Source organism: Microcystis sp. M20BS1, from assembly GCF_020245305.1.
Taxonomy (GTDB): Bacteria; Cyanobacteriota; Cyanobacteriia; order Cyanobacteriales; family Microcystaceae; genus Microcystis; species Microcystis ichthyoblabe_A.
In genome coordinates this window covers 21,002-44,194 of the sequence record NZ_JADBUZ010000117.1, presented here as the reverse complement: position 1 = coordinate 44,194, position 23,193 = coordinate 21,002, and the positions used below count along the sequence as shown (strand labels likewise).

General features: G+C 44.9%; 13 protein-coding genes and 4 pseudogenes. 10 read left to right on the top strand and 7 right to left on the bottom strand.

Going from position 1 to position 23,193, the window contains the following annotated elements:
* On the top strand, positions 1 to 265 hold a 265-nt coding region (locus IM507_RS12785; RefSeq protein WP_287637119.1), incomplete at its 5' end, for a hypothetical protein.
* A gap of 509 nt (positions 266 to 774) precedes the next feature.
* On the opposite strand, the gene IM507_RS12780 is transcribed toward IM507_RS12785, so the two are convergent.
* Both IM507_RS12780 and IM507_RS12775 read right to left on the bottom strand, forming a co-directional pair.
* On the bottom strand, positions 775 to 2,586 hold the full coding sequence (locus tag IM507_RS12780; RefSeq protein ID WP_287637118.1) for a proline--tRNA ligase: 1,812 nt from the start codon (positions 2,584 to 2,586) through the stop codon (positions 775 to 777).
* A gap of 686 nt (positions 2,587 to 3,272) precedes the next feature.
* Positions 3,273 to 4,952: a diaminopimelate decarboxylase family protein gene (locus IM507_RS12775; protein WP_123230262.1), complete on the bottom strand. Its 1,680-nt coding sequence runs from the start codon at positions 4,950 to 4,952 to the stop codon at positions 3,273 to 3,275.
* A 765-nt stretch (positions 4,953 to 5,717) separates the two neighbouring features.
* Here IM507_RS12775 and IM507_RS12770 point away from each other — a divergent pair.
* The 3 genes and pseudogenes from IM507_RS12770 to IM507_RS12760 all read left to right on the top strand — a co-directional run.
* Positions 5,718 to 5,858 (top strand): annotated as a pseudogene (locus tag IM507_RS12770) (transposase); the annotation flags it as partial.
* 28 nt (positions 5,859 to 5,886) lie between these two features.
* Positions 5,887 to 6,322, top strand: a pseudogene (locus IM507_RS12765) (hypothetical protein); the annotation flags it as partial.
* Positions 6,323 to 6,859: 537 nt separating this feature from the next.
* Positions 6,860 to 9,580 (top strand): valine--tRNA ligase, encoded by a 2,721-nt coding sequence (locus IM507_RS12760; protein WP_287637116.1) that lies wholly within the window; start codon positions 6,860 to 6,862, stop codon positions 9,578 to 9,580.
* Between the two features lie 170 nt (positions 9,581 to 9,750).
* On the opposite strand, the gene IM507_RS12755 is transcribed toward IM507_RS12760, so the two are convergent.
* The gene (locus IM507_RS12755; protein ID WP_002738230.1) at positions 9,751 to 9,873 is read right to left on the bottom strand and encodes a hypothetical protein; all 123 of its coding nucleotides are present in this window, start codon (positions 9,871 to 9,873) and stop codon (positions 9,751 to 9,753) included.
* A 319-nt stretch (positions 9,874 to 10,192) separates the two neighbouring features.
* Between IM507_RS12755 and IM507_RS12750 the strand changes: the two genes are divergently transcribed.
* The 4 genes and pseudogenes from IM507_RS12750 to IM507_RS23695 form a co-directional block, all read left to right on the top strand.
* Positions 10,193 to 10,342 carry a hypothetical protein gene (locus IM507_RS12750; protein ID WP_002735434.1) on the top strand — a complete coding sequence of 50 codons (150 nt, stop codon included), beginning with the start codon at positions 10,193 to 10,195 and terminating at the stop codon, positions 10,340 to 10,342.
* A gap of 41 nt (positions 10,343 to 10,383) precedes the next feature.
* A pseudogene (locus tag IM507_RS12745) lies at positions 10,384 to 10,564 on the top strand (hypothetical protein).
* A gap of 148 nt (positions 10,565 to 10,712) precedes the next feature.
* The gene (locus tag IM507_RS12740; RefSeq protein WP_287637115.1) at positions 10,713 to 13,490 is read left to right on the top strand and encodes a beta strand repeat-containing protein; all 2,778 of its coding nucleotides are present in this window, start codon (positions 10,713 to 10,715) and stop codon (positions 13,488 to 13,490) included.
* A 134-nt stretch (positions 13,491 to 13,624) separates the two neighbouring features.
* Positions 13,625 to 13,774: pseudogene (locus IM507_RS23695) on the top strand (IS982 family transposase); the annotation flags it as partial.
* A 118-nt stretch (positions 13,775 to 13,892) separates the two neighbouring features.
* Here IM507_RS23695 and IM507_RS12730 read toward each other — a convergent pair.
* Together IM507_RS12730 and IM507_RS12725 are read right to left on the bottom strand one after the other, a co-directional pair.
* Positions 13,893 to 14,273, bottom strand: coding sequence for a hypothetical protein (locus tag IM507_RS12730; protein ID WP_002752180.1), 381 nt, complete (start codon positions 14,271 to 14,273; stop codon positions 13,893 to 13,895).
* Positions 14,274 to 14,332: 59 nt separating this feature from the next.
* A complete protein-coding gene (locus tag IM507_RS12725; RefSeq protein ID WP_002777874.1) occupies positions 14,333 to 14,698 on the bottom strand; it encodes a phasin family protein in 366 nt (121 codons plus the stop codon).
* Between the two features lie 511 nt (positions 14,699 to 15,209).
* On the opposite strand from IM507_RS12725, the gene hemB reads away from it, so the two are divergent.
* The gene (gene hemB, locus IM507_RS12720) at positions 15,210 to 16,196 is read left to right on the top strand and encodes a porphobilinogen synthase (protein ID WP_002752178.1); all 987 of its coding nucleotides are present in this window, start codon (positions 15,210 to 15,212) and stop codon (positions 16,194 to 16,196) included.
* Positions 16,197 to 16,414: 218 nt separating this feature from the next.
* Here hemB and IM507_RS12715 read toward each other — a convergent pair whose 3' ends face one another.
* Positions 16,415 to 19,060, bottom strand: a complete 2,646-nt coding sequence (locus tag IM507_RS12715; RefSeq protein WP_287637114.1) for a cation-translocating P-type ATPase — start codon at positions 19,058 to 19,060, stop codon at positions 16,415 to 16,417.
* Positions 19,061 to 19,581: 521 nt separating this feature from the next.
* Positions 19,582 to 21,672, bottom strand: a complete 2,091-nt coding sequence (locus tag IM507_RS12710; RefSeq protein WP_069475730.1) for a PD-(D/E)XK nuclease family protein — start codon at positions 21,670 to 21,672, stop codon at positions 19,582 to 19,584.
* Between the two features lie 78 nt (positions 21,673 to 21,750).
* Here IM507_RS12710 and IM507_RS12705 point away from each other — a divergent pair, with 78 nt between their 5' ends.
* The gene (locus IM507_RS12705; RefSeq protein ID WP_103111855.1) at positions 21,751 to 23,088 is read left to right on the top strand and encodes a proton extrusion protein PcxA; all 1,338 of its coding nucleotides are present in this window, start codon (positions 21,751 to 21,753) and stop codon (positions 23,086 to 23,088) included.
* The last annotated feature ends 105 nt before the right edge of the window (positions 23,089 to 23,193 follow it).

Here is a 23,193-nt window from a genome sequence, read left to right as displayed (position 1 = left end):
TGGTGAGCTAAATACTGCCTATATCGTCGAGGTTAAAAGTCATGCTAGAGAGGAATCTATTACACAATTAAAAAGTATTTTGCAACGGTTTCGCAGCTTTTTCCCTGAACACAAAGATAAAAAACTCTATGGCATATTAGCAGCGGTTCATGTATCTCCAGAATTACGCGAAAAAATTCTGCAAGAGGGGTTTTATGTGGCTCGGATTCATGACCAAGTATTTGAATTAGATATTCCCGATAATTTTCAACCTCGACCTTATTAAAAATTTAAATGTAATCGCTCTATCTTGCCCAAAGGCATCAACACTTTTTTCTTCATGAATCGGCAAAATTCAGTAAAATAGTAATAGACCAAATCAGAGATAAAAAACTCTATGGCATATTAGCAGCCCTGGGTAAGCGCATCTTAACAATCCTTGACAAAATGAACTTTATGTGAGTTGCCCACCCAGACGACAATTCAGGCATATTTGAGTAGAATTTGCCATCTCAATTGTTAAGCAACAATCGACCAAATAGGTCGAGTTCGTAACTATTCTGATTGACTGGTATCACTTGAAATGCCCACGCAAATCACAAAATTGGCCAATTGTCAATAGCCTTTGAGATGCCCTCACCCCAGTTTGGGTCTAGGTTTTAAAAATCCCACAAAAGAAGATTTATATCTCAAATCAGCAACGCTGGAAAAATTATTGCTATGACAGGAGGTACCCCGACTCATATTCGCTCATCAAATACATAAACAAAGAAAATTATCTGTATATTTAATTACTTAATCAGAAACATTTACCTTTGAAATAGCAGTTTCTAAATAGGAAACCACCTCATTAATTGCTACTTCTGATGCTTTTTTACTGGCTCTTTCGACTAATTCCACCTTACCCGATTTGAGAGATTTACCCGTGACAATGCGATAGGGAATCCCAATTAAATCCGCATCTTTGAACTTAACTCCCGCACGTTCATCCCGGTCATCTAAAAGGGTTTCAATGCCGGCTTGATTTAACTCATTGTATAAACTTTCGGCAGTTTTTACCTGCTCGGCATCGGCTAAATTAGGAATAACCACAATCGCTTGATAGGGGGCAATAGCTACGGGCCAAATAATGCCATCTTTGTCGTAGGATTGTTCTACGGCTGCCTGGGCTAAACGCGATACTCCTATACCATAACAACCCATACAAATGGGGGTAGATTCTCCCGCTTCATTAGTATAAAAAGCATTCATAGCTTGAGAATATTTATAACCCAATTGGAAGATATGACCGACTTCAATTCCTCTAGCACTTTGCAAGGTTTGATTAGGATCGTGAATAGCTCGATCGCCTACCCGGGCTTTGCGTAGATCGACGATTAATTCTGGTAAGATAAAATCTTTACCCCAATTGGCTCCCACTACATGAAATCCGCTTTCATTAGCACCAGTGATAAAGTTTTCTAAGTCTATCACTGTGTTGTCTGCTATGCGTAAAAACTTAGGAGCTATATCGCTGGCTTTTTTGAGTAAATTATCTTCTAAGTCGGGAGCAATATAACCTAAAGGTAAAGGTTTAGTTCCCCATTTCTGTTGAGCGGCAGCATCGGGTATTTTTAAAGCCAAAATTGTTTTAGCATTGTAACAGCTCGCCTGTCTAACTAATTCATTTTGTAGTTTAACTTCATTAACCTCTTGATCGCCGCGAATATGCAGTAAAACTAAAACAGTTATGCCGCTATCATAAAGCACTTCGTAGAGAACATTTTTGACGATGGCAGTGGCAGAACAATCAAGAAATTTAGCTAAACTTTCGATCGTGTTGGTGTTAGGAGTCTCTTTTTTAGCAAACTTTTTAAAGGGAGAAGCCACTTTATCTGCTGGCAAAGAAACGGCTTTTTCTACATTAGCCGCATACTTTTCATCGGCAGTAAATAAAACCTCATCTTCTCCAGCATCAGCTAAGACCATAAATTCTTGGGATGCGGAACCACCAATCGCTCCAGAATCCGCTTCTACTGCCCGAAAAGCTAACCCACAACGGCGGAAAATATTGCGGTAAGCTATATCCATCGCTTGATAGGTTTTCTTTAAACATTCCTCGTCAAGATTGAAAGAATAGGCATCTTTCATAATAAATTCCCGTCCCCGCATTAAACCAAAACGAGGGCGAATTTCATCGCGAAATTTAGTTTGAATCTGATATAAATTAACCGGTAATTGTCGATAGGAACGAATTAAATCACGAGCGACGGCAGTAATTACTTCTTCGTGAGTCGGTCCTAATCCTAACTCCCGGTTTTGCCTGTCCGTCAGGGCAAACATAATCCCTTCTGCTTTTGTGTAGGTGTCCCAACGGCCCGATTCTTGCCAGAGTTCCGCCGGTTGCAGTTGGGGAAGTAAACATTCTTGGGCGCCGGCTTTATTCATTTCTTCCCGGACTATCTGGGAGACTTTCTGCAAAACCCGCCACATCAGAGGTAAATAGGCGTAAATACCGCTGCCGATACGACGAATGTAACCGGCACGGACTAAGCATTTATGACTGGGGATTTCCGCCTCGGCTGGATCTTCCCGGAGGGTGACAAAAAGCTGTTGAGAGAGTCGCATCCTATCGATATCCTTTTGAACAGAAGACTTTCTATTATCTCATCAAAGGAGAGCGACTGCAATTATCAATTACTTGTGTTGACAAACAATAACAGCGATCAGTTTACCGATTCTCAGGTATTTCCCCTCATAACTTGAGACTGGTTGGAGAAGCATTGAACCTCGGTTGCAATTGCCTAACTCCCTTGTTCTCTACTCTAGGAAATATGAGCGTTCAGGTTGATCGCTGTTATCGCCGTTATCGAGACAGAATGGAACTTTAACAGGGTTTACTCCTTTGTGAACTTGACCTTATAACCTTGCCAGTTGATCTGTCAGGGAGGCTTTTCTCTTTAGCCTCAATTATTAATATAACATCGGATCGGAGCTAGAAGTCTTTCTCTTAATTAAAGTTTACATTGCCAGGGTCAAGGAAAAGCTTAGATGTTTTGACGCTTGACCGACCATAACTCTTATTATTCAAAAATTATGGCAGCAGTGACCTCAACAGTAGTCAAAGAAAGCGCAGAAGAATTAACTAACTCAACAGAACAAAGAAGCAATCACCGCTAGGGAAAAAGACAAACTGCCCCTAAAGCAAGAAAAAGCTCCCACCCTCAAGGTGATAGCTAAAAGTTGAGGGCATCATAGAAACACAGTGCCAAGGTGCTTGTGTAAATATCGTGAGCAAGGCAACGAAAAGAACTTTATAAGATGAATCGGAACGATCCCTTAAACTTCCCGTTGCCGAGGTCCCAGTGAGACAGGTGAGTAGTATGCTTATCCACAGGGAGGCTTGATTTGGGCGCTATATATACAACCAGTCTCAATGGCTGGCTGGTACGAATTATCGTGTCTGACTTCAAATATGTTCTTGTTCCCCAAACTGAAACATCTTTGGCCTGTTTGCCGACAAGATACAAAGCTGAAATTATTGTGGCATCCGAGGCGATGCGGACGGCGAATGGGATTGATATCGCCCCTAAAGAACTCTTCGCCTTCACCATGAACTGCAAAGTTCTTGGCGCTATGAGTTGGACTCTGGTAAATGCGTAGCCATCTGAAGATTCTCCCTGCTTGAGATAGTCACTGCTTAGTCTTTCAATGATATCGAGATCAATTTCATGATCTAGCACTTCTGAAGGGGGGTGCGTCGGCCTGGAAAATCCCAAGAAACTGTGATCGGCAAATACGTCCTCAGCAGCGTAAGCCGTTTCTATTTGACCCATTTCATCTATGGTTATATGCCCGGGCCCGTGAAACCCATTAAAGTGATTGCTTACTGAATAGCAATATGCTCCTGCGTGTTGGATTAACAATGGATCCCCACGACTCTGGCCTTCTAAATTGGTCGATGGTAGCAATATATCGCCAGCAAAACAAAGTGGCCCTCCAATAGCATCGTCCCCTTGAGTAGGCAGGGTGCGATGATTGCGATCGATAATTTGGTGGCTCCATGAGAGGAGAGTCACCTTGATTAGCTGGTCGGAGCCAACATCAACAATAGCCCAACGTCTGCCCCGCATCTGCTTAAGCTCGCGGATACGAGTCAACAAGGCGACGGCATTACCAACCAGTGCGTGTCCAGGCTCGACTATGTACTCAATACCGGGTAACAAGTGTTTCTTTAATGCTTCTGTGTACTCTAGGATTGTTGGAAACTGTTGCCCGTCATGGAAGTCAATGCCAAACCCACCGCCAAGATTTAGTTTTCTCATGCAATGATTCGAGCTGGCTTCGATTAAGTTTTTCAAATGATGAATAAACTGAACCGAATTATTAAATGCCGATACATTATCCATCTGAGTTCCAATATGGATATGCAAGCCAGCTATAGGTAGTTTGCAACTGGCCAGAGCATCTGGCAATTCCTCGGATGGGATGCCAAACTTACTGTTTGGTGAGGCGTGAGAAACCAGATCCTGCCAATCAGTATTGTGGAAATATTCCACCGGTTTTTCTGGGTTAACTCGAACCAGCAAGCTCCCACTCCAATCCTTGCCATAAAGCTTATGTTGAAGGTCATCTAATATAGCTTGAGAGTCAGCAACTACTGTTGAGCCTCCATCGAGGAGATCTACCATTAGCTGGTGGTCGGGCGCCGGACTGTTGTATGTGATCCGATTCAACGGGAATCCGCAAGAAAGGGCCAACTCAACTTCATATTTAGAAGAGCAGTCTGCGGAGCATCCCAGGGATGCCAGTTCATTCAGAATCGCCATCGACGGATTAGCCTTGATCGGGTAGGCAACCTGAGATGGACTGCCGACAAGCTCCACAAAGTGGCACAGGTTCCGACGAAGCTGACCGACGTTCAGTATGTAGAGAGGAGACCCATGGCGTTTTGCTATCTCCTCGATGTCAATTGATCGCGTCCAAGTTTCCATAATCCCTTCTATAATCTCGCTTTTGTCCAACGCCTAGCATCACCCGCAAACAGCGATCAGTTTATCGATTCTCAGGTATTTCCCCCCACTACTTGGGACTGGTTGGAGAAGCATTGAACCCTAGCTGCAATTGCCTAACTCCCTTGTTCTCTACTCTAGGAAATATGCGCGTTCAGGTTGATCGCTGTTATCGTCGTTATGCCACCCTATCGAACCATACCAAGTAAGGAAGAACCTTTTTTTTTAGCTTCAATTATTAATGTAACATCGGATCGGAGCTAGAAGTCTTTCTCTATAATCAAAGTTTACATTACTAGGATTAAGGAGAGGCCTAGATGTTTTGACGCTTGACGATAATTAACCTCAGTTCGGTATCAGAAAAGGAGGGGGTGGTAGCCTGAAAAAATACAAACGATTCAGCACCCCCGTTCTACATTAGCCGAGTCCCGCCCTCTCGAACCGGTCATCGAGTTTTTCGCCACGCTCTGACGTAATATGAAAAATCACTTAGCGATGGCGTACTGCTAGGCAGTGGCTTCGACATTGCAATCAACTTATGGAACAGGGTCAGACGGAAGGCGATGTTAGTCCAAAATTATTTATTTTGAATTACCATTGTTGCACAAGTAATTATATTTTCTAAATTGTTATACTCATATCTTTGTTTTTCAATATAATTATCAAATAAATAATTTTTGTCTGGATATTTTATCGCTAAGTCTTGGCATTTTTGTTTAAGATAATTGAATTGTATTTCATACTCATCATTTTGATAACCGAACAACCCTGAGAACAGTTGAAGGAATTAACAATAAACTGAATGTGATTAAAAGGAGAGGCTGTGGATTTAGAAACTTTAAAAACTTTAGTATTAGATATTTATTAAATTGGCATTTTGCTAGTTGATTTTACATGGTAAGTTCGGAAAAACTAGAAAAATGAAAGACAAGGGTTTGAAAATCTGCGAAGACTTCTTAAAGTAGAAAGAAAGGGTAGTCGCGGGGATAAAACTTATGAAGAAACAGCTTACTATATCAGCGGTCACTGAGCCTTTACATTGAGCTTGTCGAAATGTGTCGAAGTGTAGCCTAACCGAATCCGCTCAAGTATTTGCCAAAATTATTCGCGGTCACTGAGCTTTTACATTGAGCTTTTACATTGAGCTTGTCGAAATGTGTCGAAATGTGTCGAAGTGAGGACATTGGAAAATAAAAAATCAGTTACATTGGGTAAAAGATGTAATTTTTGAGGAAGATAAAAGCCAGATCAGGGATTTTCAAGCGGCAAGCAATTGGTCAATTCTCACAACTATAGGATTGAATCTTTTCAGAGGTTTGGGTTTTCTCTTAATAACAGAGGGACAAAGGTGATTAGCTGAACGTTGGGAAAAACTGATAGTTTTATCGACGTAAGAAGTAAGCAGAAAAATTAGCTAAATTAACAGGATGTACTCTCAGACAATTTCAAGAGAGATAGGCTTTTAGTGGCTTGATAACAAGCTTTATCAATCTATTCATAATAAATATTGGCAGAGGATTAAAGATTAATTGTTGTGACTAACTCTTTTAGTTAGAGAAAGATAAACTTGAGAATCTTCAGTCAAATTTATTAATTCAAAATCAGCTGTACTTAATTTAAATGAATCAACCCTACCTTAATAAGGGGGCATCTGAAAGTTTTTAATACCTACCTACCCATTGATTGACTCCCTCAATTGATTATAGCAATTATTATACTGATAAAATGCAAAATAATTACCAGAAATTAGCTATGTTTACCCAAGGAAAAGATAACAGCTATCTTAATAAGACTCTTGAAAATTTTTAGCCTGCAACTAAACAGGAATTTGATCTCTCCCAAATGTGGGACAATTGACAAAGAACTAAGAATTGTAGAATCCCCCCATCATGACCTCGGAACTATCGAAGCAATACGATCCCAAGATCACAGAAACGAAATGGCAGCAATATTGGGAAAATCAAGAAATATTTACAGCAAACCCCGAAAAAGGCGGCGAAACCTACTGTATAGTCATCCCCCCTCCCAATGTTACCGGTAGTCTCCACATGGGTCACGCTTTCGAGAGTGCCTTGATTGATACACTTGTTCGCTACAAACGCATGACCGGCAAAAATACCCTCTGGCTGCCAGGTACGGATCACGCTAGTATTGCAGTACAAGCTATACTCGATCGCCAATTAAAAGCCGAAAAAACCGACCGTTATCAACTAGGAAGGGAAAAATTCCTCGAACGCGCTTGGCAATGGAAAGAGGAGTCAGGTAGTACCATTGTTAATCAACTGCGACGCTTGGGGGTATCCGTCGATTGGACGCGGGAACGTTTCACCATGGATGAGGGACTTTCCCATGCTGTCCGTACTGCTTTTATCAAACTCTATGAGGACGGATTAATCTATCGCGGTCAATACTTAGTTAACTGGTGTCCCGAATCCCGGTCGGCCGTTTCCGATTTAGAGGTGGAAAACAAGGATATTGAGGGAAATCTCTGGTATTTTCGCTATCCTCTCAGCGATGGTAGTGGTTATCTTCAAGTAGCCACCACAAGGCCCGAAACCATGCTCGGTGATACTGGTGTCGCTGTCAACCCGCAAGACCCCCGTTATCGTCATTTAATCGGCAAAACCGTCACTTTACCGATAATGGGGCGAGAAATCCCGATTATTGCCGATGAATTAGTGGATCCCCAATTCGGTACTGGTTGCGTCAAAGTTACGCCGGCCCACGATCCCAAGGATTTTGAGATGGGTAAACGCCATAATTTAGCCTTTATTAATATCATGAATTTAGACGGCAGTTTAAACGAAAATGCCGGAATATTCGCGGGTCAAGATCGTTTTGTTGCCCGCAAAAATGTCGTTAAAAAACTCGATGAAGACGGTTTTTTAGTTAAGATTGAAGCCTATCGCCATAGCGTCCCCTATAGCGATCGAGGTAAAGTTCCCGTGGAACCCCTTTTATCTACCCAATGGTTCGTTAAAATCGAACCTTTAGCCACAAAAGCTTTAACCTGTTTAGATCAGGAAAACTCGCCCCGTTTTGTGCCAGAAAGATGGACAAAAGTTTATCGCGATTGGTTAGTTAAACTCAAAGATTGGTGTATTTCTCGACAACTATGGTGGGGTCATCAAATTCCCGCTTGGTATATTATCAGTGAAACCAATAACGAAATTACTAACCATACTCCCTTCGTTGTTGCCTGGGATGAAACCTCCGCTTTAGCCAAGGCCAAACAAGAGTATGGAGAGGATATAATTATTCAACAAGACCCCGATGTTTTAGATACTTGGTTTTCCTCGGGATTGTGGCCATTTTCAACTATGGGATGGCCAGAAAAAACCCTTGATCTAGACACCTATTATCCCACCACAACCCTCGTCACCGGTTTTGATATTATCTTTTTCTGGGTGGCTAGAATGACGATGATGGCGGGCTATTTTACGCGACAAATGCCTTTTAAAGATGTCTATATTCACGGTTTAGTTAGGGATGAAAACGGCAAAAAGATGTCTAAATCTGCCAATAACGGCATCGATCCCCTAATTTTAATTGATAAATATGGAACCGATGCTTTACGATATACCTTAATTCGAGAAGTGGCAGGAGCAGGACAGGATATCAGTCTGCAATATAACCGTAAAACCGATGAATCGGAATCCGTAGAAGCTGCCCGAAATTTTGCCAATAAAATTTGGAATGCTTCCCGTTTTGTGATGATGAATCTGGAGGGAAAAACCCCAGAAGAATTGGGTGAACCAGCTTTAGAAAATTTAGAATTAGCCGATCGCTGGATTTTATCTCGTTATCATCAAACAGTGCAAAAAACTAGAGATTATCTAGAAAATTATGGCATGGGGGAAGCGGCAAAAGGTCTATACGAATTTATCTGGCGCGATTTCTGTGATTGGTATATCGAGTTAGTGAAAACTCGTTTATGGAAGGATAAAGAATCGGTTTCCTGCGCTACAGCCCGGCAAACTTTGGCTTTTATCTTGGCAGGAACATTAAAATTATTACATCCCTTTATGCCCCATATTACCGAGGAAATTTGGCATAATTTAACCCAAGAAAATCAGCAGGTTTTGGCTTTAGAAACCTATCCAATAGCCGATAGTTCTCTGATCGATCTAGACTTAGAAAATACTTTTGAGTTATTAATAGAAAGTATTCGGGTGTTGCGTAATTTGCGGGCCGAAGCGGGGATTAAACCGGGAGCAACGATCACGGCAATTTTACAGACAGAAAACAGCCAAGAATTAGCTATTTTGCAACGCGGACAAGTGTACTTAAAAGACTTGGCCAAGATCGAAAACTTAATTTTGACGGCCAAATTAACCGAGGAAGTCAATCAAGCGATCGCTGGTGTTGTCGCTACGGTAGAAATCCTCATTCCCCTGTCCGGATTGGTTGATATATCGGTATTGGCCGGGAAATTAGCGAAAAATTTAGCTAAAGTAGAAGGGGAAATTAAGAGTTTGAGCGATCGCCTGAATAAACCTAGCTTTGTCGAAAAAGCTCCAGAAGCTTTAATCCAAAAAACGAAGCAAGCTTTAGCAGAGTCCGAAAAACAAGCCCAAATTCTCCAAGAACGCTTAAAACGTCTGCAGTAGTGCCTTCGTACTAACTAAGTCCAGTGGGCTAGAGCAAAGCTACTGCGATCGAGATTATCCCTTAATCCATTGACTTAGTTGTTCAAGTAGTTGAAGTTAAAGGAGAGGGGCTAACCTAGGGATGACTTTGGGGAACTTAAGCATCTCATAAACTTGCTCCTCTTAACTCCCTATCTAACTCGGACTCCTTGTCCAGCAAGTCTTTCAGGAGTTTTCTGCACCACTGGGTCAATTAAGTTAGCAATTTCAAATTCCGGCTCAATAACAATAAAGCTAACCTTGACTCGCTGCATCTACGACCAAAACCTTATTTTTTTCTGTCACATTTCTAAATAAACAATCAAAATGATGATCAACAAGGATACAGTCCTTTCTGGACAACAATTAAATATTTGTTCAGCGATTTGATTGAATAATTTTTCCTTTACAAAAATACAAGAATTACTATAAAGATTTAGATAAACAAGAAAAAATATAAAGTCTTATGGAGATTATTCAAGAATTATCTCAAAAGTCAACAATTGATGAGATTCTGGCCAGATAATGGCGATGGAGGGGTGAATCAACCTGATCCGAAAAAGAGATTGTTGTCGAGAGTCGGAGGGAAAAGCAATGAATATCAAGGATACATTACACAATTTTGTCCAGTACCTAACAGAGGCTTTCGCTCGCATTTTTAGTCCCAACAATGATGAATATCCCGATGTGGGGATGCAGCCTTTTGATTCTGAACCTTACCATGCTTCCAAGGGTAATTCTTAACTATAGCGATCCTAAATTATTTTTGCTCTTCGGTTTGTGTTATGCAATGGACGGGGGTTATAAAGGATGAAACCCTTATAGAAAAAGACATTACCGCAATTTTTGTCAATTGTTTGCGATCTGGAGCGAACTAATCAATTAAATCTCTTGCCAGATAAGAATTTAGTCGATTTATACCCCCCTATCGAACCATACCAAGTAACGAAAAACCAGATACTGTAAGATCAAACTACTTCACTTTGAGTGTCCACAATCGGTCAGTCGAGTCTGACCCCAATCGGGGGCTTAGACCATTTTTTGGATGGCCCCATTTGGCTTTCAGGACTGGCACCGGCGCGTCAACGCAAACAACAAATTTGGAGAAAAGATTATGCCTACGCGAACCATCAATGGCAACAACAGCGGCAATACGATCAACGTCCTCGACGACACAGGCGGCTATAAGGTCACCGGGTCGGGATTCACCATCTCCCCTGGGGGGTCACCTCCATTCACCGACACCGATCTGGTGATCAACACCTTGGACACCACCGGCGGCACCGACGTCGTCAATCTGTCCGGCTTGACCACAAACTCCGGTGTCAGCTTCACCAGCATCACCATCAACGGCGGCGGCGGCACCCAGAACGTTACCGGCAGCGGCTTCGCCGAGACGATCAGCACTGGTATTAGCAACGACGCCATCAATGCCGGCGCGGGCGATGACACTCTCATAGGCGGCGACGGTGCCGATAGCATGGATGGGGGCGATGGCAGCGACACCTACAACATCGCTGGCTCACAGCTGGGTGGCGACACCTTCAACGACACGGGCGCTAGTGGCAGCGACACGATCAACGTCACCGGCGCCCTCTCCACTTTCCTGTCCTTCGGCGTCGCGGGGACGAACTACACCCTTATCAACGGGTCTCTGCCGACCTCAGCCGGCGCGACCTATCAGGGCATCGAGACCTTCAAAGGCAACAATTTTGCCATCAACGGCACCAACAACGGCAGCGACATCTTCGACCTCTCCGGGTTCAGCAGCGCCACCGGGGTGGGCGCGATCAACACCTTTAATGCCACCGGCGGCACCGACTACGTCAACGTCTCCACCGCGGATGCCGGGGTGACCATCAACGGCGGCGGCGGCACCCAGAACGTTACCGGCAGCAGCTTCGCCGATACGATCAGCACTGGTAGCGGCAACGACAGCATCAATGCCGGCGCGGGCAATGACACCATCACCGGCGGCGACGGTGCCGATAGCATGGACGGGGGCGATGGCGACGACACCTTCAACATCGCTGGCTTACAGGTGGGCGGCGACACCATCATCGGCGGCACCGGCAACGACACGATCAGGAACACGGGTGCTGGTGCGCTGAGCATATCTTCATTCGGCCCGTCGGGCAGCGGCACCACCGCCACCTATTCCAGCATCGAGACCCTGGACGGCAACAATCAGGCCATCAACGGCAGCAACGCCACCAACGAGGTGGTCAACCTCAGCCTGATCGGCCAGGTGCTGAACGTCACCGGCGTCAGCATGGCTGACGGTGCCGACACGGTTTGGACGGCGGCGAGCCACAGCGGCCAAGTCACCGTCTATGACGGCGGCAACGGTACTGACACCATCAATCTGGTGTTGACTCCCCTGCAGCTTGGGGCTTTCAGTGTCGGCGATATCGGGTCGCTCAACACTTACGTTGCTGCTCCCACGGGTAAGACCCTCGCGCCCAGTGGAGGCACCATCAATATCGCGAGCCTCCAGTTCAAGGCTAAAAACTTCGAGTCGGCCACAGCCAACGTGCTAGATGATGGCCAGGTTTACAACATCACCGATTGCTTGATCCCGATCAACAATGTGGTGGTGATGACCACGGCTAGTTATACGGATGTAGCCGGGAAAAGTAGCCTCATTGTGGGCACCGCAGCGAACAACACGATTCAGGCTGGTGATGGACAAGACTTGGTGTTTGGCCTTGCCGGAAACGACTCCATTACCGGAGGTGCGGATGAAGACTGCCTATTTGGCGGTGCGGGAGACGATACCTTCTTCGCCAACCTGAGCGAGGCGGAGTTTGACGACCTGCAAGGCGGCTCGGGGACAGACACTTTACAACGCACCACCACCGGCGGCCAGGGCAATCTGGTGCTGAACCAATTCTTGGCCACCAACGGCATCGAGCGGGTCAACCTGGATGCGGGCGGCTCAAATCGCGGGATTGATGGCAACGCGAATGGCAATGTGCTTGATTTCAGTGCCACCACCTTTCTCTCTAACGGCGTCAGTGGTTTAGGCGGAGACGACAGCATTACTGCCACCAACGCCTCGGCTCGCACCTATAATGGCGATGCCGGCAATGACACCCTGAACGGTGGTACACAGAATGACACCCTGAATGGTGGTGCCGACAATGACTCCATCTCCGGTGGCGGCGGGAACGACACCATCAAGGGGGGTGCGGGTGTTGACAGTCTGATTGGCGGCATTGGCGACGATACCTTCCTCGCCAACCTGAACGAGGCTGAGTTTGACACCCTGCAAGGCGGGTCAGGTATCGACACCTTGCAGCGAACCACAGATGGCGGCCAGGGCAATCTGGTGCTGAATCAATTCTTGGCCACCAACGGCATCGAGCGGGTCAACCTGGATGCGGGTGGTTCCAACCGAAACATCGATGGCAACGCCAGCGACAACATCCTCGACTTCAGCGCCACAACCTTGCTCTCTGGCAGCGTCTTCGGACAAGGCGGGAACGACACCATTACTGCCACCAACGCCTCGGCTCGCACCTATAATGGCGATGCCGGCAATGACATCCTGAACGGTGGTACACAGAATGATATCCTGAACGGTGGTGCCGACAATGACACTCTGGTTGGCGGCCTCGGCAATGACTCCCTAACTGGGGGGATCGGCAATGACACGTTCCGCTTCGCAAGTGGTTTCGGTAACGATGTCATCACTGACTTCAGTGGGGGTGGTGCTGACAAGATTGACTTGTCTGCCTTTGGTCTCGGCGGCATCGGGGCTTTGACGATTACTGTCGGCCCTGGTGCTGGTAACGACATCATTACGAGTCCTTCTACTCCAGGCTTCGGTCAGATTACCCTTGTAGGATTTGCGGGCACGTTAACTGCTAGTGACTTCATCTTTACTTGAAAGAGGGTGTAGGGTGTGGGGTGTGGGCTTCGGCCGTGAGCTTTTGCGTTCGACAAAAGCTCACGCCGAGGTCTGAACGGGTGTAGGGAAGGAAACCTCTTTCATCTCTGGTGGTGAAAATTTTTTCATCGGGACTGACTCCCGCGAATGGCTCGGAACGAGAAGCTCTCTGGGATGTCATTGGCTCGATTCAAGGATTACTGATTGGGGACAAAGGATACCTTTTTTTGACCACAACAACGATAAGGAACTTGCTTAGGAATAATATCCCAGCCAGAAAATCGCTCTGTAGAAGAACCAGACCAGCCAGATGGTAAATTATCAAAGCGCAAGTCCCTAACTGCTTTGAGATAAAAGTTATGGGTAGGGATAATAACCCTACCTGATTTTATAGGAAAATAATTAATCCTCTGCTTGCCAATCGGGACAACTATCACTATCCCAACCGTAGGGATGGAAACCGCAGACGAGAAGATTGCCTCCGTAGATATAACCGTGATAATTACGGCAACCGATACAAGCAGCATGGGTATTAGGATCGGGGTTAACCTTAGGAGTGAGGGTAAAATCCGAGGGTTCGTCTAATTCCGAAAATAGGGATTCATCGAGGTTAAAAAATTCTTCTAATTCCTGGGGTAAAACCTCTTGAATAAACTGTTCCAGATCGATGATAATTTCCTCATTGATTTCTTCAATAGCTTGGGTCACTTCTTGGAAAAAATTTTCAATTCCCAGTGCCACAGTTTCGATCACTTCCCAAAAATCCTTCTGCCAATCGTCCATGTTTATACTTGCATCCCTTGTCTGGTAATAATTAGTTATTTATCCCTAAAATCTAGGTTTTAATCCTGTTGCAGTTTCCGTAATTCCTCCTGAAGACGTTCCACCTTTTGCCGCAATTCATCTACTTTGGGATCAGCTGCTTTGGTGTCCTCCTCATCTTCAATAATTTCTATCCGTCGGGGTTCATGGGGAATATTAGATTCGTTAGCTGTCACCGGTTGCTGTTGTGCCTGTTTCACCAACTCATCGACGTATTTCCTCGCTTCTTCTGCGTTTATTTCGCCGCGAGAAATCATTTCATCGGCTAATTTTTGGGCTTGATTTCTTAATTCTTGTAAATTTACTTCAGCTTTTTCGGCGGCATAAGTAGCAATGCCTACGCCCAAATAAACTGCTTTTTTGACTAAATCACCTAAGTTGGCCATAACAAAAATCCTGAATCGATCGCTCTTACTTCCTAGAATAAACGATCCTTCTCCCAAATGGAGATGGGTTTTGGGAGTCAGTGAACAGTGAACAGTAATCAGTAATCAGTGAACGCTTGCGCCGCTAATGTAACACCATGAACATTTTTCAGCCAATATCCAAGAGAGCCATCAGTGAACTGAAAACTCACATCTGATAACTGGTAACTGATAACTGGTAACTGATAACTGATGAGGTAAAGTTTTGTAAAGAGATGAGGTGGTGGCAACAGCAAAAGTGATCGCTATAAAGATTAAATTTTAGTCAAATTGCTGGTTTTTCGCCCTCAAAACGACGATAAAGCCTCATTAGGTCAAAAATGATCTAAATAGTTTGATTAAGCTCAAAATAACTAAATATTGCGGATAGCTGCCGGCAGCCAGCTGCCGGCTGAATCGATTTGTGTTCATCCTCAGCAAAGATTTAAACTAAAGAATCGAGACAAGATTCCCGATTTAATCACAAAAAACTATGTTTCCTATTCATCGCCCCCGTCGTCTGCGTCAAACCCCTCAAATGCGCCGTCTGGTGAGTGAAACCGTCTTGACAGCCAATGACTTTATCTATCCCCTTTTCGCTACGACGGGGGAAGGTATTGCCCGGGAAGTCAAATCGATGCCGGGAGTGTACCAATTATCAATCGATAAAATTGTTGATGAAGCCAAGGAAGTGCGGGATTTAGGAATTCCAGCGATTATTTTATTCGGGCTGCCAGAAAGTAAAGACACAGAGGCGACGGGAGCATGGCACGATCATGGTATTGTGCAGAAAGCGGCCACAGCAATTAAAGAGGCAGTTCCCGATCTACTCATTGTCGCCGATACTTGTTTGTGTGAATATACCAACCATGGTCATTGTGGTTATCTGCAAACGGGGGATTTAACCGGCAGGGTGTTAAATGATCCCACTCTGGAATTATTGCAAAAAACCGCCGTTTCTCAGGTAAAAGCGGGAGTGGATATCATTGCACCGTCGGGAATGATGGATGGTTTTGTGCAGGCAATTCGTCAAGGATTGGATGAGGCGGGTTATAGTGATACACCGATTCTTTCCTATACGGCTAAATATGCCTCTGCCTATTATGGGCCGTTTCGGGATGCGGCTGATTCTACCCCCCAATTCGGCGATCGCAGAACCTACCAAATGGATCCGGGTAATGCCAGGGAAGCCTTAAAAGAGGTGGAATTAGACCTATTAGAGGGAGCAGATATGTTAATGGTAAAACCTGCCCTATCTTACATGGATATTATCTGGAGAATCAAGGAAATGACTAATTTACCCGTGGCTGCCTACAATGTGTCGGGGGAATATTCAATGATTAAAGCGGCGGCGTTAAATGGCTGGATTGACGAAAAACGGGTGACTTTAGAGACTTTAACCAGCTTTAAACGGGCGGGTGCCGATATTATCTTAACCTACCACGCTAAGGATGCCGTGCGCTGGTTAGCAGAGGGTTAAACTTGATGATTGAACCCACCATGCCGATTATTGAGTAGGTAGGCACAATTCATTCAAGCAATTACATAGCGCACTGCTGCAACAATTTGTAACCGATCGTGGAATCTATAGCGTTTCCTAAGCTAGTGAGGTACACCTATTTTTCTTCCCTTTCGCCTTTTGCCTAAAACCCATAACTTTTGTACCTCAGCCGACTGAAAAACGCTATATGATGCCTTTTATTTTTGGGTGTTCAAGTGCCGACGGTTCCACAGTTTTAGTCCTTCAAACCAGAAAATACTGACAACTCCAGAAACTAAGCTGACCAGCAAATCATCAGTATGTAGAAATGAAAAGCTGAACAGGTGTCGTAACAAAGGAACATAGAGAACTAATCCCAAAAACAGCAGTCCACCGCCGATCACCCACCACAAAGCCCGATTAGGAGCTTGGAGCATTTCTGGAATCGTTCGGGACCAGGAACGATTGGTGAGAATCATAGCCAGGTTAGAGATAATCAATGTCGTAAATGCTAAGGCACGAGCATTAAATTCACTATTGCCGTTGCTATAGGCGATCGCAAATACAATAACCAGTACCACTAAAACGCTGGTTCCTTGAAGCAAGGCTAATCGCAACGTCCGACGACTGAACAAGGGTTCTTTGGGATTACGGGGGGGGCGACGCATAATATCGCTTTCTGCCGGTTCAGCTTCAAACACAACCGTGCAGGCCGGATCGATAATTAAGTGCAGAAAGGCAATGTGGATCGGGAGTAGCACCAAGGGCCAGCCAAACATGACTGGAATCAAGGACATACCCGCGATCGGAACGTGAACGGCCAAGGTATAGGCCATCCCCTTTTTCAGGTTGTCAAAGATACGTCTGCCCAGTTTGACCGATTCGACGATGGACGAAAAATCATCTTTCAACAGAACCAGATCGGCAGACTCGCGCGCTACATCCGTACCTCGTTCACCCATGGCAATGCCGATATGAGCAGACTTGAGGGCCGGGGCATCGTTGACACCATCACCAGTCATGGCCACAATTTCCCCGGAGCGTTTCAGTGCATTAACAATCAATAGTTTTTGTTCGGGGACGACACGGGCAAAGATGTTGGTGCTTTGAATGCGATCGCGCAGTTCCGACTCACCCATTTGCTCCAGTTCCCTACCGGTGATCACCTTGTCTAAAGGCGTGAGTCCAATCTGACGGGCAATGTTCTGGGCTGTTACCGGATAATCACCCGTAATCATCATAACGCGAATTCCCGCACCATAGCATTCGGCGATCGCAGGTGCCACAGTAGGACGCACGGGGTCTTCCAGTCCGATCAGTCCCACAAATTCAAACTCAAAGTCGTGTTGTTGAACAGGTAAGCGATCGTCAGATTCTAAGTAGGCTAGAGGCCCGGATGACTCAAGAGCGTGAGTTTTGGGTAATGTTCCCATTTTGCGTCCTTGGGCAACTCCCAGAACTCGCAAACCCTCTCCGGCCATTGCCTGGATCTGTTCGACAAGCTCCTGTTGTTGAATCGGGCTGAAATGGCAGAGATCGGCGATCGCTTCTGGGGCCCCTTTTGCCGCAACGGTAAGCTCCCCCGTCAGGGATTCCCAGACACAGGACATGGCCAAGAGATCGGTGGACAGGGGATATTCGCGCAGTAGTTGCCAATCGCTATGCAGGTGTTCAGTCTTGGCTAGGTAATCCCAACCAATTTGCTGCAACGCTTTCTCCATCGGGTCAAAGGGATCTTTGCGACTCGCTAGAATACCAAACTCGATCAGGGGATGAAGGACTTCGGGCAAGGGTTCGCGCTCGTGGAGCGTCACATCGTACAGATAAGCATTGGAGCCGCTGTAAACCAACAATTGTTTGACGGCCATTTGGTTCAATGTCAGGGTTCCAGTCTTATCGACACAAAGAACGGTGACAGAACCCAGGGTTTCAACCACTGGAATGCGACGGGTTAGTACCTGTTTTTGCGAGAATCGCCACGCTCCCAGAGCCAGAAAGATGGCCAGCACCACCGGAATTTCATTGGGCAAAATTGCCATCGCCAGGGCTAATCCTGCCAAAAAGCCATGCAACCAATCGGCCCGGGTTAATCCATAAATCACGACCACCGCCGCACAAATGGCCAGCGCGATCATCGTCAATTTACCGACAATGCGACGGGTTTCTTTTTGTAAGACCGTGTCTTCCGGTTCAACCGTTTGCAGAGCTTTGCCAATTTTTCCCATTTCAGTATGTATGCCCGTTGCTTGCACCTGGGCAATGCCCTGCCCTTGTACCGCCAGAGTGCCAGAATAGACAGTGGGTAAGTCGTCTCCACCCGGTCTCAAGGTGGCTGAAAGCTGCTTCGGGTCTTCTTCTAGCTGGATGGTGCGTTTCCTGACCGGAACAGACTCTCCGGTTAACAGCGATTCATCAATCGTCAAGTGAGTGGACCACAGCAAAATCGCATCCGCAGGAACGCGATCGCCCTCCTCCACCACGATCAGATCGCCCTGTACCACTTCCCGGCCGGCAATCCGCTGCCGTTCCCCATCTCGAATCACCAAGGCCCGCGGACTGGATAAGTCCCGCAGTGCTTCTAGAGAACGTTCCGTTTTTTGCTCCTGGTAAAGATTGATGCCAATAATAAAAAAGACAAACCCCAGTAAAATTAGAGCTTCTTGTGCATCACCCAAAAAGAGGTAGATGACACCACAGGCAATTAGGAGCAGGAAAATCGGCTCTTGGATAATGTCTAGGGCGATGGTTAAAAAAGTACGATGCTGAGTTGAGGGGAGTTCGTTGTAGCCGTGCTGTTTCAAGCGCTCACTAGCTTCTTGGCTAGACAACCCGTTAAACTGCCTATTTTGTATAGGTGCAACCATAACAATTACCTAGGTTTTTCACACAGGCTATTCTCGCACACAGAGAGTGGGTAAACTGTACTGAATTTAAACTGCGTATTAACAATTTTAGTACAAATGCTCAAACTTCCTCTCCCTGCTCCCCACTCTGACACTCCGGTGCAGTCTTAACGGCTAATTTAAGTAGCTGGTTATAATTAAATTAAAAATGGATTTTAGGTTCGATCCCCCCTGCCCCCCTTGATAAGGGGTGTGCCGATCCCCCCTTAGTCCCCCCTTTAATCCCCCCTTAATAAGGGGGGCATCTGACAACTTTTAACGCCTACCTACTTAGATAGTCAAGAGCTTGGCCGGTCGTCAAGACCAAATTAGGTTATAAGCTCAGACGCATCTTAACCGCCTATCCTTAGATTAGCTGAATCTCCCCCAATCCTTTTACTAAGTACCTAAGCAAAATTAATTACACATATCTAACCCCCCCTTTGCCTATTGCCTATTGCCTATTGCCTCTCCTAACCAAGAAGTTAATTTTTTTCTAGTGCTTAATCATATTCTTTTGCCGCTTGTACTAAGGATAAAAGTTGTCCAGTTTGATCGGTTCCCGATACTCCTAAATCACTGTGACAGAGGATAACTTTTTCGCTTACCCTTGCTAATAAATCCCTTAAAACTCTCTGTAAACGGTCCTGATTTTCCTCTAATTCTGCTTCCGTTGTCCAGGGTTGATAGGGACTTTTTCGCCAAAAAATTGGCGCAGCAAAAAGAGTAGCAGCACCTCCTTGTTCCCAGAGTGGGGAAGAACAATCTAGCCAAAAATGCCAACGATGACTAGAACGAAAAGAACGATATTGAAAGATATTGCCTAGGGTAACTGCTGAGGAAGATTTAATAAATTGTCGCACAGGATAGGGATTAGCGGTAATTGTACCACGGCGCAAAAGTTGGATAAACTGACTAATAGTTTCGCTGGGACTTTGAAAAGAGGGTTCACTCTCACGCAAACGGCGATCGATCTCCCAAAAATGTTGGGCAGTTTCCATTAATTCTCGCAAAGCTGCCAAGTGATCGAAGGGCAAATTTTCCCCATCGTTTAATAATTGTTCGATCGCTTGATTTAAGACAAAAATCGGGAAAAGTTTGGCTTCCTGCTGCCGTTTTTTCATCCCTTCGATCCAGTGACAAATTCTTTCGTAGGCAGTACAAGCTTTTTGTCCTAAGCGATCCCAACGGGGAAAAGTTTCGATCGCTAATAAACGAGGATTTTCCAGATCCACTTGATAACAATGATCGGCAATTAATCCAGCGCGAACCGGATCGATATCGGGAATTAAATTTTGTTCTTCATCCCAGCGATAACGGCTAAAAATCACCAGCATTTCCGCTATAGCCTCTTGGGGGGCTAAACGCCCCAAATTTTCATAAACAAGGGCGAGAAGGGTCAATAATGCCCGAATCAGAGGACAACTGATCAGGGGTCGTTGTTCGTTCAGGGGTTGAACGGCTATCCCGGCACCGGTTAAAATTTCCATCAGGCTATAACGGGCGATTTCGTCTAAACCGGGGGCAATAACGGCGATTTCTTCGGGTTTTACTGTTCCTTGCTTGACTGCTTGAATAATAGCTGTGGCTGTCTTCCGTAACAATTCAGCGCGAGAGGTGGTTTGCAGGGAGATGAATTGATCGGGAAGATTGCCAAGATAGTTACCGTCGCTGATTAGGGAGAGAATCGTCTCGCTAAACTGAGCAGCTAACCCCTCAGTGGTAGATAATGACATAATTTGACAGCGTTTCTCTAATTCGTGTAGATAATCGGGATCGGCAGTTAATCCTAAGCGGATTTTTCCCTGGGGATTGTAGGTAAAAACGCTAAAACAATCATGATCGAGGAAAAAACTGAGTAAATCCTTGGCAATAGCCGGATAATCGTCCACATCGTCCGCAAAAACCCCCCGGAAGCGTTTTAATAGTTGCTGTTGATAGCGACTATCAGGAAATAAATAGCGCCAATAGAGTTCGTAGATGATACCATAACTTAATAAACCACGTTCTAGAGACCAATCACGCCATTGAATGATTAATTCTCCTACTTTTTCTGGTGTTTCCTGCTCATTAATCGCTAAAACTCGTTTTAGATCTGTTTCTGATAATCCTTCGGCTAATCTTTCGGGTATCTTTTCTGCGGGAACACCACTAGCACCGGCTAATTGTAACAAATCGAGAACTTGACGCACGAAACGATATTCATTTATGCTAGTAAGCTGGAAGAATTCGGCGATTGCTGGTTGCCAGAGACGGGTGGCGAGTTCCTGCTCCGTTTCTGGGCGTAATCGGCGGGGAAATTGCGCTTTTAGCTCCAAAAACTCGAAAATTAACGGCCAAAACAGGATGACTTCATCGGTGAGAAAACCTAAAGGGGTTTTACAGAGAATCGGATAGCTACCCCTAACAGCAATGGCTAATCGATCAGCTAATTCCCGTTTATTATCATCGTTGGCAGCGAAAACTAAGATCGATCGAGGAAGGGGGGATGATTTTGAGCGATCGCGAGACACCCAGCGCCGAAATTCCCCGACTAAAGTGGTGGTTTTTCCTGATCGCGTGCCACCTTCGATCCAAATTGGTATGATTGACATCGTTTTTTCTCGATTGTATTTGTTAAGATAACTGATCGGTACTCTAGCTTTTCTCCCTTGTGGAAGTAATTGTTTCCTATGAATCTTAATCGGATTTTGCAAGGTGTTAATCAATGGTTATTACAAACTCCTGAACGTTCTTTAGATGAGGCGTATCATGCAGCTTTGAAGATTAAGGAGATAGAAGACAAGCATTTTCAAGGGCGAAAAGTGGCGAATGAATTCTCGAATTATGGCCGCAGCACTAATTCCTATTTTATCGCAGAAGTTAAAGGTTATCTGCAAAAAATTAAAGTCAGATTGACGGAGTTTAAAGCTAGTCGCTCGATCGTTAATACCTTCGGACCCAATCAACCGACAATTAGTAATGGGGTGATTACTGTCACCACAGATGTTTGTCTGAAAAAACTTCAGTTTATCGATAGTGTTATCGGAAAATATCAAGATAATTATTGGCAAGAAGATATTGAAGATGTCCCCAAAAGTCTCCAGAACCGAAATTTTGAGCAGGAAACAGCCAAAAATAAAACTTCCAGGAATCGCTCTTTTTTAGCGGCGGGTAGTATTGAAGATGAGGAAATAATCAAAAGTAATAAATCCCAAAAAGCTACGGAAAAACCGGGGGTTTTGCCCCGTTCTTTTGTCAACACTTTTAATCGCATTAAACAGGAAATTGATCCCCAAGCGGAGGAATCGGAGGAGGCAGTTTTAAAGAAATTTCGCAATTCTCGTTATAAAACAGCCATTTCCCTCAAGTTTATTTTACTGTTAATTATTGTTCCTTTATTAACCCAGCAATTAACCAAAACTTTCCTAATTACCCCCTTGGTTAATAAATATTTCCAACAACAGGAACAGTTTATTTTTATCAATCAGGATTTAGAAGAAGAAGCTTTTTCGGAATTGAGAAGATTTGAGGAAGCTTTACATTTTCGAGGTATGATTGGTTTAGCACCCAAATTATCTAACGAAGAAATCGAGGGAGAAATTACCAAAAAAGCAGCGGTACTAAGTGAAGAATTTCGCCAACGAGGTTTAAATGCGATCGCTAATATTTTCGCCGATATTTGTTCCCTGATTGCCTTTGGTTGTGTTGTCGCTTTTAGTCGTCGAGAAATTGAGATTGTCAAGTCTTTTCTGGATGGCATTCTCTATAATCTTAGCGATTCAGCTAAAGCTTTTTTAATTATTCTTTTTACCGATATATTTGTCGGTTTCCACTCTCCCCACGGTTGGGAAGTGATCCTAGAAGGGTTAAGTCGTCATTTCGGTTTACCAGAAAATCGCCAGTTTAATTTTCTCTTTATCGCCACTTTTCCCGTTATCTTGGATACAGTCTTAAAATATTGGATTTTCCGTTATCTCAATCGCATTTCTCCCTCGGCAGTGGCTACCTATCGTAATATGAATGAATAGGGTAAAATCCGGGAGAAAACTGATAATTTATCCTTCTAATTTGGGGGGATAATTTGGCTGCATCTCAGATTTGCAGAAATACCGACAATCAGCAATTATCAGTGA

Excerpts from the sequence above, each read along its gene's own strand:
- IM507_RS12705 (WP_103111855.1), top strand. The coding sequence starts at position 21,751 with ATGAATCTTAATCGGATTTTGCAAGGTGTTAATCAATGGTTATTACAA.
- IM507_RS12760 (WP_287637116.1), top strand. The coding sequence starts at position 6,860 with ATGACCTCGGAACTATCGAAGCAATACGATCCCAAGATCACAGAAACG.
- IM507_RS12710 (WP_069475730.1), bottom strand. The coding sequence starts at position 21,672 with ATGTCAATCATACCAATTTGGATCGAAGGTGGCACGCGATCAGGAAAA.
- IM507_RS12775 (WP_123230262.1), bottom strand. The coding sequence starts at position 4,952 with ATGGAAACTTGGACGCGATCAATTGACATCGAGGAGATAGCAAAACGC.
- IM507_RS12730 (WP_002752180.1), bottom strand. The coding sequence starts at position 14,273 with ATGGACGATTGGCAGAAGGATTTTTGGGAAGTGATCGAAACTGTGGCA.
- IM507_RS12740 (WP_287637115.1), top strand. The coding sequence starts at position 10,713 with ATGCCTACGCGAACCATCAATGGCAACAACAGCGGCAATACGATCAAC.
- IM507_RS12725 (WP_002777874.1), bottom strand. The coding sequence starts at position 14,698 with ATGGCCAACTTAGGTGATTTAGTCAAAAAAGCAGTTTATTTGGGCGTA.
- IM507_RS12780 (WP_287637118.1), bottom strand. The coding sequence starts at position 2,586 with ATGCGACTCTCTCAACAGCTTTTTGTCACCCTCCGGGAAGATCCAGCC.
- IM507_RS12715 (WP_287637114.1), bottom strand. The coding sequence starts at position 19,060 with ATGGTTGCACCTATACAAAATAGGCAGTTTAACGGGTTGTCTAGCCAA.
- hemB (WP_002752178.1), top strand. The coding sequence starts at position 15,210 with ATGTTTCCTATTCATCGCCCCCGTCGTCTGCGTCAAACCCCTCAAATG.
- IM507_RS12750 (WP_002735434.1), top strand. The coding sequence starts at position 10,193 with ATGAATATCAAGGATACATTACACAATTTTGTCCAGTACCTAACAGAG.
- IM507_RS12755 (WP_002738230.1), bottom strand. The coding sequence starts at position 9,873 with ATGCAGCGAGTCAAGGTTAGCTTTATTGTTATTGAGCCGGAATTTGAA.